The organism is Clostridium aquiflavi, from assembly GCF_031344075.1.
Lineage (GTDB): Bacteria > Bacillota > Clostridia > Clostridiales > Clostridiaceae > Clostridium > Clostridium aquiflavi.
Map to the genome: position 1 here is coordinate 29,312 of NZ_JAVJAN010000008.1, position 14,820 is coordinate 44,131.

Here is a 14,820-nt window from a genome sequence, read left to right on the forward strand (position 1 = left end):
TATATTCACCCCTTTGGATATATAATTAAGCTTTCTAAGCTTCTATTTTGCATAATCTGTATATTGACTTTGTTATTAGATTTAATATCACTAGAACTCCATGGATAACTAGTTAAAATTTCTCCATCCATAGGAGCTATACCAAAATATATAGAACTTTCATTTATAGCTATAAGTTTATATTTTGCTTTTAAATGTGCTGGTTTTACTTCTTCTACTGCTGAATATAACAGCTCTAGCATTTTTGAAAATCCATCTCTTGATTTTAGATATACTTCAAAGCTATAATTCTCATTTTTTTCTTTTACCTCAACATCATTTATAAAACTTTTAGCAATTTGTTTTATTACCTCTTTTGATGTTGTTCCTTCTCCTCTTAACCTTGCTAATACATTTGATCTTCTACTTTCTATTGATTTAGAATCATCTGGAACAATGTTAAGAAAGTCTTCCCAATATTTTATTCCCCATGTTGATGTTTCTACAAAACATTGATTTAGTAAATCTCTTATATTTAAAGTCAGTTTTTCAATTTCATCTTGCTCAAGATCATATATTTTTGCAAATTCTTTAATTTGTGATATAAAAAAAGGTACATAGCTCTTAATTAACACCATCTACCACCACACTTTCCAATATTGGAACGCTATCTTCGCTTAAACTTATATCCTTTTGTTTTCCATTTAAAGTAATTTCTTTATAATCTTCAACTCCATCCACATCTAAAATACAGTTTACTATTCTATTAAATCTTATTATATTAGTTTTTAAACTTATCTTTTTAAAATAAGAGTTAATATTAGAAATAATCATATCTTTTATTGCTTCTAAAACACTACCTTCTTGTAAAATAACCTTTGTAGAAATTTTAATATTAACTTCTTTTATTCCTGTAACTGTAACGGTTGCTCCTATAGGTCTTTTTTCTTCTATAACATCACTTACTTTTTTTATTAAATCTTCCACAGGTGCTCTACCATCTGTATCTGCTATTAACACTTTTACAGTTCCATTTCCATTCCACAATGGCTTTACTTTTGCATCTCCAACTCCATTAACACTTAAAGCCCAATTTAAGTAATCATATTTATTCCCAGATGTTGATGGCGTTCTTACTTTTACCATTAATCTATTAAATAAGCTTTCATTGCTTTCTGTATCAACACCATCTAGTATTGTTTCACCTAAAGCTCCCTTTCCTAATCCTTCAATGTATTCAATAGGAAGTAAATTCCCACTTGGATAATTTCCTTTAGTCCCTATAAGTTCGCATTGCATTTTATATTTTCCCTTTTCAATTCTTTCTGTTGCAATGTAATTAGTCTTATCTATAGAGAATCTAGATTTCAATGGAATATCAATTAACTTCTCTTCTGTATCATAAAACGTTCCTAACTTTATTGCATATGTTGCCATCTTTCTTTCAATTCCATGTTCAACACATCTTTTATCTAAATATTCATCAGGTATATTAGGTGATGCAAAAGTATATTCTAAAAATCTATCCATATCAGATCTTAGTTTTGATATTTCTTGTGCTGCTGGAGCTAAGGCATTATATATTAAACTACTGCCTTCTCTTTTATCCAAATCATTAGGGATTTTATCTAGCATCTCTTTTAATAAATCCTCTTCTTTTACTTCAAACAAATTTAAATCACCACACTTTCATATAATTTTGAGTAAATAGAAAAGACAGTGAATTTTACTAATACACTGTCTTTCTCATATTCAAATATAAATTCATCTACATTTTCAATCCTATCATCTTGGGTTAATGCTTCTTTAATTCTACGCTTTAGTTCACTCTCTGCAATATCTCTGTCCATTTCTATAGTTCTTCTAAATTCACTTCCATAACTATCAGGATATATTAAATAATCATATCTCTCTGTATTTAATATAAAATATATTGTTTGTTTAAGTGCTTCTATCTCATCACAAAATCCAATTATTCTATTTTCTTTGATCTTATAAGTTTTACTAGGATGCTTTTTTTCTTTTATAATATCAATATCTTTTATTATGCCTCCTTGAGGCAATATACTAAAATTATTCATACTTTCCCACCTTATCAAGAATTAAAAATCTACTTCCCTTTTCAATCATTAACAATGCAAGAATGTCTCCTTTTTTTAATCCTTCTCTAATAACTATTGTGCCAAGAGCTGATGATGTTTCTGAATGAGAATGTTTTAAATCTATTTCATATCTTTTTAAGCTTTCTGGAACAACAAAAAAATCTTTTTGTAATATTCTTTTCTGATCTATCCTAACAGTTAAATTATCATCTATTATAGTTCCAAATTCTATATCTAAAGGATTTCCAGCATTAATTGCATTTACACTTGCTTGTTTTATAATTTCTATCATACTAGCCAAACTTTACACCACCTTTAAATCAAAATCCATTATGTGTCCATCTTTAGAAAACTTATGTGTGGCTTCTTCTATTAAATACATTTCATTTATTCCATATCTTTTTATATCAACCCACACACCACATCCCCCTCTAAGTTTTGCCTCTAATTTAATGTCAGTTCCTAAAACATCTTTAAGTTTTAATGACTTCTTCTCTTTATTTTTTAATGTTAAATGAGCTTTGAGTATTTCGTCTATTTGTGCCTTATTCACTTTATCATCAATGCTTTTAAAAAATTGAAGTTTACCCCATTTATACATGTTATTTTTATCTTCAGTAGTGTATACTTCTTCCTCTTCTGAATCCTCACTTTTTCTAACAAGCTTTATAGCATTATAACTATCTTCGATTGAATTACTCCAATCATATTTTCCTAAATTAGTATTTTCAGATATTATTAATTCCTGTCTCATATTATTTATATCTTTAAGATTAATACTTCCAAAATCATCATATAAAACAAAAGTTCTTTTAGTTGAACCTAATGTTTTTTCTAATGCTTTATAAATAATATCTACTAATTTTTTATCTTTTTCGTTAAATCTAGGAATTACATAACCAGTATCTTCTATAATACCTTTTGTCAATCCTAGATTATAAAGTATCCTTTCAACTACATCACTTGCTTTTAGGTTAACATCTGAAAAAGTATCATTATACATTAAATATTTAATTTGATCATAAGCTATTAATTTTATTTCTTCTCCTTCATTACCACTATGTTTGAACACATAACCATAGAAAATATTAACCCCATCAACTTTAAATCTTATTATGTCACCATTTGATACACCTAATGTTTCATCTGTTAACAATGTCACTTCTAAGCTTGAAGGACTTCCTTTTCTTTTTGTTTTCCATGTTACTTGTTTTATAAGATTGCTAAGATTATAGATATTACTTTTTTTATCATCAATTAATAATTCTATATTCATGCTAACCTCCTTTATGGAATATTAATAACTTGTCCAGGATATATTAAACCTGGATTTGATATATTATTAAGTTCTGCAATTTCTTTATACCTGTTTCCATCGCCTAAATATTTTTTTGCAATATGCCATAAGCTTTCACCTTTAACTACTTTATGGCTATTAACTTTTACTTTATCATCAGGTCTAAGTGTAGTATTATAATTTTCAACAATGATACCATTTTTTGTTTCCATTACAACTGCTCTTGTAGCATAATAAGGTTTATATCTTTTTAACTCTATTGAATAATATATATCTCCTACTTCTCCACCTTTTTCGGTAAATTTAAGATTTTCAATAGAAAATAAATCATTTATTGCAAATTCTGAACCTATAAATATAAATCTTACTTTTTCTGCATTTTGACGCCATTCATTTAGTCTATTCATATATTCATGTGGTCTAAAAAAATGCTTATCATTCACATAAGGACCATTATTTCTTGGGAAATAGCTTTTAAATGATATTTTAGTTAATTTAGGAATATTTATTACATTAACTTCACCTATATTTATTACATTATGAGTTTTGTTATCTCCACTATCACTTATTTCAATCTCTTGTGGAAGAACTGGTAAAACAAATCCTTCTCTGCCTTCATTTACACTTAATCGCATCTTATATCTTTTACTCATTACGCATACAGCCCCTCTGCACTATTAGTCATTTCATTTTCCATATATGATTCTATTCTAGATATAATTGTATCTATATCTGCTTCTTTTCTTATATCTCCTGTGGTTACTTGTACAGTTGGAGTGAGTGTTATGAAATTTTGAAGACTTTCAAGTTCTGCTAAATCATTCATTAAATCTAAATTCTCATTTGAAACTTCTACACTATCATTTATCCCCTTAATGGCCTCTGACCCTTCTGATACATTATTACCTAAATTAGTATTGTCTATTGCAGAAGTTAAAGCATCACTACCTCCACCCATATCACTTGGAGTGCCCCCTAAAACATTTCCACCTTGATTTAATAGAGAATTATTAAAATTATTTCCCATGTTATCTTCATTATATGAATTTAAAATAGCATCATTATTTTTAAACTTATCTGAAATACCATTTACAAAATTACTACCGCTACTATAACCTAAATTAAATTGGCCATTTAAATCCTTTGTTTCCATTCTTTGTACACTTACATAATCCTCTGGTGGTTCTGGTATATCCATTTTAAAAGACCCTATTGAAAAATCTCCAATTAAATCTTTTAGAAATGGAATACTTTTAGCTTTTTCTACAATCCAATCTAAAGCTCCACCTATGAATTCAACAATAGAATTCCATATGTTATAAAATAAACGTTGAACAGAATACAATGGATGATTAAATACATTTGCAAAAAATTCAGCTAATGCAGCAACTATATTCCAGACTAAAGCAATGCTATTATATATAAAACCTACAAATCCCATAAAGAGTCCACCTATAAAACCTATTATCTGTTGAAAATTTATTCCAAATAAATTCAAAAAGTATATAAGTAACATTATTGTGCCTATTAAAATCAATATCGGTAAATTAGCTATAACCCATGCAAATGCAAATTGAAATACAAGTGGTATTAATATAGCTAATAAAGCTATTCCTAATGATATCAACATAGGTTGTATTATGTCCCAATTGCTTGTAACTACATCTCCAACCCAACATATTAAAGTCGCTATCAAACCAATTCCCATACATATACCACTTATTATTCCCTGAAAAGCTCCATCGGAAAACATTTCATTTAACATTTGCATTGCTGGATTGATAGCATTCAATAACCCTAATCCAATCGTACCTAAACTACTATCAAAGTTTTCTTTAAGATTCTCAAATTGTGAGGATGCTGAATTGTTAAATTCATCTAGCATTGAAGAATCTAAGCCTTTTTTATTTAATAACACATCAAATTTTGAAGTAAAATCATCTAAATCCTTACTTGCTTGTAAAACTCCCATATCTTCGCTACTAAATCCAAACTTATCTTTAAGATCAGATCCATCTCCAGATAGCATACTATTAATAGCTCCACCTGCTCCAGATATTCCTTCTCCTGAATTACCAAGTGATAAACGTTCTGATAAATTGGCTAGTTTATCTAAGCTTTCTGTATTTTTAGTTACTCCCATAAATGATTGTGCATTATTTTTAAGTTCATCAAATGAAAATCCTGATTCATTAGCCTGTTTTTGAAGATGATTAAAATAAGCTGTTCCTGCCTCTTTATTTCCAAGCATTCCTTGTACTGAAATCATTTTGTCTTGCATTTTACTTGCTTCACCTATAACTGCTGATATTCCATTTTTCAATGTTTCTGCATTGAAAAAACTTTTAAATGTTTCTGATGCCTTTGTTGCTAGTGCAGACATACTAGATGTACTTTTATTTACATTTTGATTTAATTTATCTTGTTCATCTGCTGCTTTTTGAACATTTATTTGTAAAACATTTGTTAATGAAATTTCTTGTTGTATTAATTGTATTTGCTGCATTTGTAATGTTTGTTGAAACTTAGGCATTATTGGTTGTTGTAATGCTGGTTGATTTACCATACCATCCATTACCATTAAGCCCGTTTCCATTGATGCCATAATATTACCTCCTCTCCTTTTATCTTTTTCTCTTCATCCTATTTGCTTCTTTCTTTTCCTTTTCTACATGTAAATCTATTGAAGCATATATAAACGCCTTTTCTTGTCTAGATAAATTCATTAATTCATGAGGTAGTATTTTTAATTTATGGAGGGCATAGTGAGCATATGATGCTTCACCATCTCCCTCCTTAATTAGTTTTTTGCTTCTTCAATTAAATCATTAACGCTTTTATCATAGCCATTAACTTCTCCTACTATTGATGACCAATCTGAAAATTCTCCATCTCTCATCTTAGATTTCATTGCACTTAGTAGCTCTTCAGCACCAAGAACTCCCCATGAAGCTTGTAGTTCTGAATTTTTTAAGTCAGGACAAATTGTAGTTTCAATTATTAAATCAGATACATATTTATCTTGATCTGTTTCCATTATTCTTTGACCTTTTATTAATTTAGTTTTTCTATTTTTCTTTCTTATTCTATCCCCCATTTCAGCAGAAATAGGTCTAAATTTCATAAGCTTTTTCTTACCACCTATTGTTACTTCTCTTTCAATTTCTTGTGTATCCTCAAAACTATCCATTAAAAAATCTTCAAAATTATTCATTATTCCATACTCCTTCACTAATCGTTTTTGTTTTTACACTAATATTTAATACTCAAAGCATAAATAAGACTCTGTTTTAGCATACGTTGATATATTCATAAGTAAAGTTGGACTGAGTAATTGAACTTAGGAATACTAAAAATGAGTATAGTCCCATTTTAGCTTGCTCCCAATATAAAATTGTGACTTAAAAGAGGAAACTCGATTCCTATTAAGTCACTGAGTAAGTTCGAGGCGTAAAATATAAAATTTTTACTCTCACTTAACTATTCTCAAAGTCCAATTACAATGCCACTTTACCCATTGAATATATCAACGTATTCTGCTAAAACAGAGTAGATTTATAATATTAACCAATTACTGGTTTTCCGAATTTATCTAATAAATCAACATCTTCATAAGTAAATGCCATTTCTTCTTCTAAAACTTCACTTTCTACATCAAACATAGCCATGCTTACTTTATCAAAGTTACATTTTTTTAATACAATTGTTTGCTTTCCAACTGTAGAAGTTGCATCTTCATTAGTGACTGTCATATCGAAATAAACATCTTTTCCTGTTTTAATATACTTTATCATCATTTCTCTAAATAAAGATGTTACATAATAAATTGTAAGTGTTCCTGTTCCTTTCCAGCCTGTAGCTTTATTTTGTTCAACTCTACTGCCTAAAGTTTTACCTGTTGTTTTAGTTTTTTCTGCATCTGATTCTAACTTTTTAGCATAAAATAATTCCTCATTTCTACCATTTACAGTTATGAACCCCTTTGCTTCTGTTCCACTTAAAGTATCACTAAAATTTAAAAAATTACTCATTTAATATTCCTCCAATCATTATATAAATACAGTCATATATATTTTTTCCATACTATCTACTGGTTGCGCATTAACATTTACAACAATAGAATCATTAGAATTTCCTTTAAGTACCTCAATATCATCTACAACTACATTTTCTAATGCTCCTTGTCCTTGTAATGTTTCTAAAATATTTAATATATCTTTCTTAAATAAGTTTCTTCCATCCTCATTGTTGCTTACTTTGCCAATATAAGATTCTTCCCACTTATATTTAATCTTGTCATTTATTCCATCTAAAACTCTTATAACTCTGTTTTTTCTAAAGTCAGATTTTTTATCCTCTGTAAAAGTCTTTAATGTGTTAATATCTTGTTCAATTAAAACTTGTTGCTTATTATTGATGAAGATTATTTCACCTTTTTTGATTATCTCTTTTATTTCGCTATCTGCATATCTAACATCAACATTGCTTGCACCTTCATATAAAGCATAAGTATTAGAATCAGCATAACCTGAGCTTGCTGTTAACGCTGCTACATATGCTGTTGCTTGTACATTAGTTACATGTACATCATCTTTAAGATACACACCATTCTTTATAGATATAATCCCTTCATAGTCTGCTTCTGCAAAGTTTGGTAAAACAGCTTGAACTTTTCTTCCCTCACATTCTCTTAATCTTTTAATAAACTCTTTTACAACCAACTTAGTGTCTGACTCATCATACGGTATTGCTACAGTATTGAAATCAAATAATTCTAATTCTGCTAAAAAGTCTACATAATCCTTTCCTGTAATAGGTTTATCTTCTCCACCTTCTAGTTTTGCTCCAGCAGATAAAGTTAGTGCACCTGATCCTTTAAAGTCTACAAGTGCATTAGATACTAACTCATCAATATTTTTTACAGTTTGTGTATCTAGTTTTGTATATTCTAGGAATGTGATTACATCAAATTTAGTTTCATCATTTACATTAGTTTGAATTTGAATTCTTATATCATTTCCTTTACTTCCACTCCATTTTGATGTTACTGCTAATTCTCCTAGTTTCTTCGTTGCTTTAACACCTTCATTAAGTCTGTATAATAAAACTGTTTTTGCTTTCTTTAAGCCTTCTTTAAGCATTAGAAGGCTTTCTTCATTTAGTTCTATTCCTATTACTCCTAACAAATCTGTTTCATTATCTATTTTTACTATTGTTTTTTCTGGTCCAAAAGGCAATACTAACGGTAAAGCCATTACCCCTCTTTCATTATTGCTACTATCATTATTCTTTTTACTTTTAAAATTAACATAAGCTCCTGCTCTTATTTTATTTTGTTTTTCCCATGTTCCACCTGCCATTTATTTGACCTCCATATTATAAAATTTGTTTATTACATCTCTTGCATCATTTATGCTATATTCTTCTTTTGTTAATAATGCATTTAAAATGTCCTTTTCATTTCTTGTAAAATGTTTAGATTGTACTAATTGCTCTTTTGAAAATTTACTTTCCAACAATATCTACCCCCATCTTTTGCATATTTACTTCTTCAATTGTTTTTAATATATTAAACTTTACTTGAAACTTAAAATGTAATATTCCATCTGATATTTCATGCTCTTTATTAGATACTCTGTACTTTTTATTATCAACCTCTATATATTCAAGTGTTTTATATAAAGTATCAGCCATATTAAAATAATCTAAATTAATACTTTCTTTATTACTTAAATAATTTACATCAAAATATATAACTTCTTTATATCGTCTATTTAATTCTTTTACTTGTTTTGAAGATAATACTTGCACAAAAAAACAAGGCTTCGTAAAACCTTGCTCCATAGCATCATCATATATATTTATCTCATGAAAATTTTGAGATAACATTTTATTAATTTCAAGCTTTAATTTACTTATCATTCAAATTATCACCTCCCTTCAAGGCTGATTCGTTTTAATAATATAAGATTTTTAAATTTATATATATTTTTAGGTACCTAAAATCATATGTCTTTTTTTACTTTTCCACAATATCATTATCTCATGGTTATTATTTCATTAAAATAACATCTTTTTTTCATCTATTTTTCAAAACGATATTTCATGTGTACAATTTAGCTTTGTTATAATTAAAAGCACCTATATTTTCATACAAGTGCTTTTCCCATATAACTATATTTAAATTGTTGTTTTTGTGTTTTCTTACTTTTCCACAATACCATTATCTCACGTTTATTATTTCATTAAAATAGCATCTTTTTTTCATGTATTTGTCATTGTATTTTAACATACCTTCATTCCTTCTACTCCAAATAAATATATTCCTAACTCTTCTAACATCTCTTTAACCCATCTTCTAACTGTAATAACACCACAATTAAGCTCTTCTGCAACTTCTTCATATGTCTTTTCATCTATAAATAGTTTTTCTAATGCCAAATATTTCTCTACAACACCCTTTTTTCTTTGCTCTTTTTTTAATACCTCTAATGAAGAATCTATATGCGATATCATTATTAATGTTTTCACTTTACTTTGTTTTATACTTAATATATATAATTCATCATATTCTTCTTTTTCTAATTCAATCTTATCAGTATTTGTTATATCATTTATATCACTTATTGAATAAATAATATGAGATTTTAAATCATTATAATGTTTCATTAATAATTTGGTATTATGAAAAACTTTTTTCTTATCTAAATCTTTTTGTTCCTTGTCATATTCTTTTATTGCTGTTTTAACTGCCATTTCTATAATTCCTTCTATATTCATTTCTTGTAATTCCATAATTGTTTACTCCCCCTCAATAAAATTTAAACTTTGTTTTAAAACACATCAAAACTCTAATTAATCTATAAATACATCTTATATCCGGTTTCCCGTTTATGCAAATCTAATTTGTTACGTTTTTCCGGTATTTTAGTTTAATTTTTATGCATTTTCTCTCATTTATTCAGTTTTCTGTATACAATTGTTTACTTTTTCCATATTAAGTGATATTATATTTCTGTAAACCGGAATAAATATAAAGGGGTGATTTCTATGAGCTATATAGGTAACTTTTTAAAAAATAAAAGATTTGAAAAAAAATTTACATTAAAAGACCTATCAGATTTGAGTGGTGTTGGACCAAGTACAATTTCAGATATAGAAACTGGTAAGGCCTTAAATCCTCGAATGATAACACTTCAAAAACTAGCTTCTTCTCTTGATATATCCGTAAATGATTTTTTTGAAGAAACAAAAATTGATATTATAGATGAAAATTCAATAAAAAATGTAGATATTGAAAAACAAAAACAAATTGATACAGTTGCAGCACATTTAGAAGATAAACATTTAACTCCAAAAAAAGTCAAATTACTAAAAGATTACATAGATGCTTTATTTGATGATGAAAATTGGTAACTTACATGAGTAATTTAATGACATATGAAGATTTGCTTATATATGCTCAAAATAAGGGGTTAAATATTAAAGAAAAAAAATTAAAATTTAATTTTAAGGGATTATATAAGAATAGCCGAATACTTATTAATTCTGATATTGACACAGATATCGAACGTAAATGTATTCTAATTGAAGAGATAGGACATCATGAAACATCCTTTGGAAATATAATTGACTATAATAATCTTAACAGTAAAAAACAAGAATTGAGAGCTCGGAGATGGGCAAATGAAAAACTTATTGAAATAAAAGATCTAATTTGTGCTTATAATTATGGTGTGAAAAATAAATATGAATTAGCTGATTTTTTTGGGGTAACTGAAGAATTCTTAAATGATACCATTATTAACTACAGAAAAAAATATGGTATTTGCTATAAGATAGACTCTTATTTAATATATTTTGAACCAAACTTAGGAATATTGAAATTAGTTTAAATAAAAAGAACACTAGACGTTAACCTAGTGTTCTTTATATTTGTACGAGACAAGCCGTAAGCGGGGTTCTGTATTAAGCAATCATCTATCTAGGCTCATTGTTGCCAATGAGCTCAAGCGACGCACCCGGAGGCGGGACGGGCAATCCCTTAATGCCTCTCTATTCGGTCTTGCTCCAAGTGGGGTTTACATAGCCGTGATGTCACCATCACGCTGGTGAGCTCTTACCTCGCCTTTCCACCCTTACCTAAGTAAACTTAGGCGGTATATCTCTGTTGCACTATCCTTCAAGTCGCCTTGACTGGACGTTATCCAGCACCCTGCCCTATGGAGCCCCGACTTTCCTCTCCTGGGTCAAGCCCAGCAGCGATTGCACGTTTTGCTCGCAAGATTTATATTATCACACATCTTATAATTTTACAAATAAAAATTTAATAATTTTTTTGGTAATTATTAAGCTAAGTGATAAAGTTACTAAATATTGTTATTTCACACCAAAATAAATAATAATATTAATAAAGTTATTATTAATACACCATAAATATTAACCCCACATAAAAGTAGTGATGCAAGTATCATTGCTCCTACTACAGCTTTAGGACAAAAGTACCAAGGACAAGGACCTTGAAAGAATGGAAACCACCCACCTCTTCTTCTACCACCCCTAAAACATCTCCTCATATTTTTGCACATATGTTTAAAACTTTTATTATTGTCATCTCCCATAATACACACCTATAAATTGCTCTCACAATTAATATATGCAGATATTACTTAATTTAGTTAAATAAAATCATATGGATCTTCACATTTTTCTGAAACTATAAACTTTATTTCTTTAAATTTATTCTTTAAGAATTCTAAACTTTTTATAAATGCTAACCATTCAGTTGAAAAATGTCCCGCATCTATTATATTGATCCCATATTCTTTAAAATCAGAAGCAAAATGATAAGTTGTATCACCAGTTATTATGCAATTTACTCCAAGTTCTTTACACATATAGAAAAAATCTTGACCACTACCATTAATTATTGCTAATTTATTTATATGATTATCACCTTTTACAACTCTCATATTTTTAATATTTAGTTTTTCTTTAAGATTACTTACTATTTCTTCAATATTAATATTTTTTTCTAGTTCTACAATTCTGCCTAGTCCACATTCTTCAAATCCTTTAATATTAGAACTTTCAATTATTTTACTATATTTCAAATCTAATAATTCAAGTAATGCATCATTAATTCCATCCTTAGCAGAATCTAAATTAGTATGACATGAATATAAACTTATATCATTTTTTATTAAATCTATAACTTTATCACCTAATAAATCTCCATTTATTATACTTTTAGGCTTTTTAAATATTAGAGGATGATGAGTTATTATTAAGTCAACTTTATTATCAATAGCTTCTTTTATAACTTTTTTAGTACAGTCTAAAGCTAATAAAACTGTTTTTACTTCTTTATTTTCATCTCCAACCATTAATCCAACATTATCAAAATCCTCTTTTAAAAATTTAGGAGCTTTTTCCTCAATGATATTTGCAATATCTTTTACTAAAACCATATAAATCCCTCCATTGTATTTTTTGATGTATTTTAAAACATGGTTGTATTTTTTCAATAGCTATTATTTTATAAAATTTTCTAGAATTTTTATTTTATTATGTAGTTCTTCTTTTCTTAATTTAGCAGATTCAGTTTCTTCTTTTATGAAGCATAAAATTTTATTATATTTTTCAACTTTATTCTTTATATATTCTTTTATTAACTTATTATTGTTTTTTAACATTATTGGACTTATTTCATAAAATATAGGATCTAATTTGGTGTTTTCTCCCATTTTATATTTCACCTTAAATAATTCATAAAATTGACCTTCATCAAAACATAAGTCTTCATTTAAAATTTCATAATTGCTATTATATAAGTATTCTCTTAATACTTCTGGATTTTGAGCTGGTTGAAGAATTAAATAATCTAATTTTTTAACTTTATTAATATCTTCTTCTAATATATCTCTTATTAGATTTCCACCCATTCCAGCTATTATCACACCTTGTACTTCATTCTTCTTTAAAGGTGAAAGACCTCCCCCTAAACGTAAATCTATTTTATCTATAACTCCATCTAATGAAGCATTAATCTTTGCTTTTTGAAGTGGATCTTTATTTATATCACTTGCAATTACTTTTTCTACCATTTTATTTTTTACTAAGTAAATTGGTATATATCCATGATCAGTTCCTACGTCCATTACAGCATCACATTTATCAACATATTCTAATATCCAATTTAATCTTTTGCTTAAATCCATAATTTATCTCCTCTTCTATTTATCATTATTTAAATTTCAAAAAATTCTATAATTTCTTATACTATAAAAAAGAGCACCTGTAAAGGTGCTTTTTAATCTAGGTAATCTTTTAATTTCTTACTTCTTGATGGATGTCTAAGCTTTCTTAATGCTTTAGCTTCAATTTGTCTAATTCTTTCTCTTGTTACATTAAACTCTTTTCCTACTTCTTCAAGGGTTCTAGCTCTTCCATCATCTAGTCCAAACCTTAGTCTTAGAACTTTTTCTTCTCTTGGAGTTAAAGTATCTAATACATTTATTAATTGTTCTTTCAGCATTGTAAATGCTGCTGCTTCTGCTGGAGCTGGAGCTTCATCGTCTGGTATAAAGTCACCTAAGTGAGAATCTTCTTCTTCACCAATAGGTGTTTCTAATGATACTGGCTCTTGAGCGATTTTTTGAATTTCACGTACTTTATCTACTGGTAATTCCATTACCTTTGAAATTTCTTCTGGGAAAGGATCTCTACCTAATTCTTGTAATAATTGTCTTTGAACTCTTATTAACTTATTGATAGTTTCTACCATATGAACTGGTATTCTAATAGTTCTAGCTTGATCCGCAATGGCTCTAGTTATTGCCTGTCTAATCCACCATGTTGCATAAGTAGAAAATTTAAAACCCTTTCTATAGTCAAATTTCTCTACTGCTTTTATAAGACCTAAGTTCCCTTCTTGAATTAAGTCTAAGAATAACATACCTCTACCAACATATCTTTTAGCTATACTTACTACTAATCTTAAATTAGCTTCTGCAAGTTTCTTCTTAGCTACTGGATCGCCTTCTTCAATTCTCTTAGCATAATCTATTTCTTGTTCTGATGATAATAAAGGTACTTTACCTATTTCCTTCAAGTACATTCTAACAGGGTCATCTATTGCAATTCCTTCTAAAACTGTTAAATCTATCTCTTCTTCAACTTCTGGTGCATCAGTTGCACCACCGATTACTTCAATTCCCATCATTTCAAGTACTTCATAAATTTTTTCTATTTGCTCTGGACTTAAATCTATATGATCTATTTCATCCATAATTTCTTTATAAGTCAAAGAACCATTTTTCTTACCTTTATCAATCAGACCTTTTACCATGGCCATTTTAGCACTTTTATCTTCTTTTCCTTTTTCGGTCTTATTCTTAACTTTTTGCTCCATACTTTCTTTACCTCCTTCTGCCATGACCA

19 protein-coding genes and 1 other RNA gene are annotated in these 14,820 nt (G+C 28.1%); 2 read left to right on the top strand and 18 right to left on the bottom strand.

The features are described 5' to 3' along the window. Positions 1-5 precede the first annotated feature (5 nt). The 13 genes from RGC78_RS03945 to RGC78_RS04005 all read right to left on the bottom strand — a co-directional run bounded on the left by RGC78_RS03945 (position 6) and on the right by RGC78_RS04005 (position 10,173). A complete protein-coding gene (locus RGC78_RS03945; RefSeq protein ID WP_309556090.1) occupies positions 6-614 on the bottom strand; it encodes a putative phage tail protein in 609 nt (202 codons plus the stop codon). Then, positions 604-1,650, bottom strand: coding sequence for a baseplate J/gp47 family protein (locus RGC78_RS03950; RefSeq protein ID WP_309556091.1), 1,047 nt, complete (start codon positions 1,648-1,650; stop codon positions 604-606). Before RGC78_RS03950 ends, RGC78_RS03945 begins: the two co-directional genes overlap by 11 nt. A gap of 2 nt (positions 1,651-1,652) precedes the next feature. Beyond that, a complete protein-coding gene (locus tag RGC78_RS03955; RefSeq protein WP_309556092.1) occupies positions 1,653-2,060 on the bottom strand; it encodes a DUF2634 domain-containing protein in 408 nt (135 codons plus the stop codon). Then, on the bottom strand, positions 2,053-2,382 hold the full coding sequence (locus tag RGC78_RS03960; RefSeq protein WP_309556094.1) for a DUF2577 domain-containing protein: 330 nt from the start codon (positions 2,380-2,382) through the stop codon (positions 2,053-2,055). The genes RGC78_RS03955 and RGC78_RS03960 overlap by 8 nt, the downstream gene beginning before the upstream one ends. 3 nt (positions 2,383-2,385) lie before the next feature. Beyond that, positions 2,386-3,357, bottom strand: coding sequence for an XkdQ/YqbQ family protein (locus RGC78_RS03965; protein WP_309556096.1), 972 nt, complete (start codon positions 3,355-3,357; stop codon positions 2,386-2,388). Between the two features lie 11 nt (positions 3,358-3,368). After that, positions 3,369-4,031: a LysM peptidoglycan-binding domain-containing protein gene (locus RGC78_RS03970; RefSeq protein WP_309556097.1), complete on the bottom strand. Its 663-nt coding sequence runs from the start codon at positions 4,029-4,031 to the stop codon at positions 3,369-3,371. Next, entirely contained in the window at positions 4,031-5,983 is a 1,953-nt protein-coding gene (locus RGC78_RS03975) for a tape measure protein (RefSeq protein WP_309556098.1), read from the bottom strand. Before RGC78_RS03975 ends, RGC78_RS03970 begins: the two co-directional genes overlap by 1 nt. A gap of 195 nt (positions 5,984-6,178) precedes the next feature. Continuing rightward, on the bottom strand, positions 6,179-6,592 hold the full coding sequence (locus RGC78_RS03980; RefSeq protein WP_252212561.1) for a phage tail assembly chaperone: 414 nt from the start codon (positions 6,590-6,592) through the stop codon (positions 6,179-6,181). Between the two features lie 349 nt (positions 6,593-6,941). Further along, the gene (locus RGC78_RS03985) at positions 6,942-7,409 is read right to left on the bottom strand and encodes a phage tail tube protein (protein WP_012450094.1); all 468 of its coding nucleotides are present in this window, start codon (positions 7,407-7,409) and stop codon (positions 6,942-6,944) included. Positions 7,410-7,427: 18 nt separating this feature from the next. Further along, positions 7,428-8,738: a phage tail sheath family protein gene (locus RGC78_RS03990; RefSeq protein WP_252212562.1), complete on the bottom strand. Its 1,311-nt coding sequence runs from the start codon at positions 8,736-8,738 to the stop codon at positions 7,428-7,430. After that, positions 8,739-8,894, bottom strand: coding sequence for a hypothetical protein (locus RGC78_RS03995; protein ID WP_252212563.1), 156 nt, complete (start codon positions 8,892-8,894; stop codon positions 8,739-8,741). Then, positions 8,884-9,300 (bottom strand): phage tail terminator family protein, encoded by a 417-nt coding sequence (locus tag RGC78_RS04000; RefSeq protein ID WP_252212564.1) that lies wholly within the window; start codon positions 9,298-9,300, stop codon positions 8,884-8,886. Before RGC78_RS04000 ends, RGC78_RS03995 begins: the two co-directional genes overlap by 11 nt. A gap of 363 nt (positions 9,301-9,663) precedes the next feature. Then, positions 9,664-10,173, bottom strand: coding sequence for a helix-turn-helix domain-containing protein (locus RGC78_RS04005; protein WP_252212565.1), 510 nt, complete (start codon positions 10,171-10,173; stop codon positions 9,664-9,666). 255 nt (positions 10,174-10,428) lie between these two features. Between RGC78_RS04005 and RGC78_RS04010 the strand changes: the two genes are divergently transcribed. Together RGC78_RS04010 and RGC78_RS04015 are read left to right on the top strand one after the other, a co-directional pair. Continuing rightward, positions 10,429-10,794: a helix-turn-helix domain-containing protein gene (locus RGC78_RS04010; RefSeq protein WP_252212566.1), complete on the top strand. Its 366-nt coding sequence runs from the start codon at positions 10,429-10,431 to the stop codon at positions 10,792-10,794. 17 nt (positions 10,795-10,811) lie between these two features. Then, the gene (locus RGC78_RS04015) at positions 10,812-11,273 is read left to right on the top strand and encodes an ImmA/IrrE family metallo-endopeptidase (RefSeq protein WP_252226227.1); all 462 of its coding nucleotides are present in this window, start codon (positions 10,812-10,814) and stop codon (positions 11,271-11,273) included. Positions 11,274-11,314: 41 nt separating this feature from the next. Here RGC78_RS04015 and rnpB read toward each other — a convergent pair. From rnpB to rpoD, 5 genes are all read right to left on the bottom strand, one after another. Then, positions 11,315-11,659, bottom strand: an RNA gene (gene rnpB / locus RGC78_RS04020) — RNase P RNA component class A. Positions 11,660-11,762: 103 nt separating this feature from the next. Further along, a complete protein-coding gene (locus RGC78_RS04025) occupies positions 11,763-11,999 on the bottom strand; it encodes a hypothetical protein (RefSeq protein ID WP_252212568.1) in 237 nt (78 codons plus the stop codon). 57 nt (positions 12,000-12,056) lie between these two features. After that, the gene (locus RGC78_RS04030) at positions 12,057-12,848 is read right to left on the bottom strand and encodes a Nif3-like dinuclear metal center hexameric protein (RefSeq protein WP_252212569.1); all 792 of its coding nucleotides are present in this window, start codon (positions 12,846-12,848) and stop codon (positions 12,057-12,059) included. Positions 12,849-12,911: 63 nt separating this feature from the next. Beyond that, complete coding sequence (locus RGC78_RS04035; protein WP_309556100.1) at positions 12,912-13,598, bottom strand: tRNA (adenine(22)-N(1))-methyltransferase; 687 nt, start codon at positions 13,596-13,598, stop codon at positions 12,912-12,914. A gap of 92 nt (positions 13,599-13,690) precedes the next feature. Then, the gene (gene rpoD / locus RGC78_RS04040) at positions 13,691-14,815 is read right to left on the bottom strand and encodes an RNA polymerase sigma factor RpoD (protein WP_252212571.1); all 1,125 of its coding nucleotides are present in this window, start codon (positions 14,813-14,815) and stop codon (positions 13,691-13,693) included. Positions 14,816-14,820: the final 5 nt, after the last annotated feature.

Coding starts and splice junctions, on each gene's coding strand:
- RGC78_RS04015 (WP_252226227.1), top strand. CDS start 10,812: ATGACATATGAAGATTTGCTTATATATGCTCAAAATAAGGGGTTAAAT.
- rpoD (WP_252212571.1), bottom strand. CDS start 14,815: ATGGCAGAAGGAGGTAAAGAAAGTATGGAGCAAAAAGTTAAGAATAAG.
- RGC78_RS04000 (WP_252212564.1), bottom strand. CDS start 9,300: ATGATAAGTAAATTAAAGCTTGAAATTAATAAAATGTTATCTCAAAAT.
- RGC78_RS03965 (WP_309556096.1), bottom strand. CDS start 3,357: ATGAATATAGAATTATTAATTGATGATAAAAAAAGTAATATCTATAAT.
- RGC78_RS03955 (WP_309556092.1), bottom strand. CDS start 2,060: ATGAATAATTTTAGTATATTGCCTCAAGGAGGCATAATAAAAGATATT.
- RGC78_RS04025 (WP_252212568.1), bottom strand. CDS start 11,999: ATGGGAGATGACAATAATAAAAGTTTTAAACATATGTGCAAAAATATG.
- RGC78_RS03990 (WP_252212562.1), bottom strand. CDS start 8,738: ATGGCAGGTGGAACATGGGAAAAACAAAATAAAATAAGAGCAGGAGCT.
- RGC78_RS03975 (WP_309556098.1), bottom strand. CDS start 5,983: ATGGCATCAATGGAAACGGGCTTAATGGTAATGGATGGTATGGTAAAT.
- RGC78_RS04035 (WP_309556100.1), bottom strand. CDS start 13,598: ATGGATTTAAGCAAAAGATTAAATTGGATATTAGAATATGTTGATAAA.
- RGC78_RS03980 (WP_252212561.1), bottom strand. CDS start 6,592: ATGAATAATTTTGAAGATTTTTTAATGGATAGTTTTGAGGATACACAA.
- RGC78_RS04030 (WP_252212569.1), bottom strand. CDS start 12,848: ATGGTTTTAGTAAAAGATATTGCAAATATCATTGAGGAAAAAGCTCCT.
- RGC78_RS03970 (WP_309556097.1), bottom strand. CDS start 4,031: ATGAGTAAAAGATATAAGATGCGATTAAGTGTAAATGAAGGCAGAGAA.
- RGC78_RS04005 (WP_252212565.1), bottom strand. CDS start 10,173: ATGGAATTACAAGAAATGAATATAGAAGGAATTATAGAAATGGCAGTT.
- RGC78_RS03985 (WP_012450094.1), bottom strand. CDS start 7,409: ATGAGTAATTTTTTAAATTTTAGTGATACTTTAAGTGGAACAGAAGCA.
- RGC78_RS04010 (WP_252212566.1), top strand. CDS start 10,429: ATGAGCTATATAGGTAACTTTTTAAAAAATAAAAGATTTGAAAAAAAA.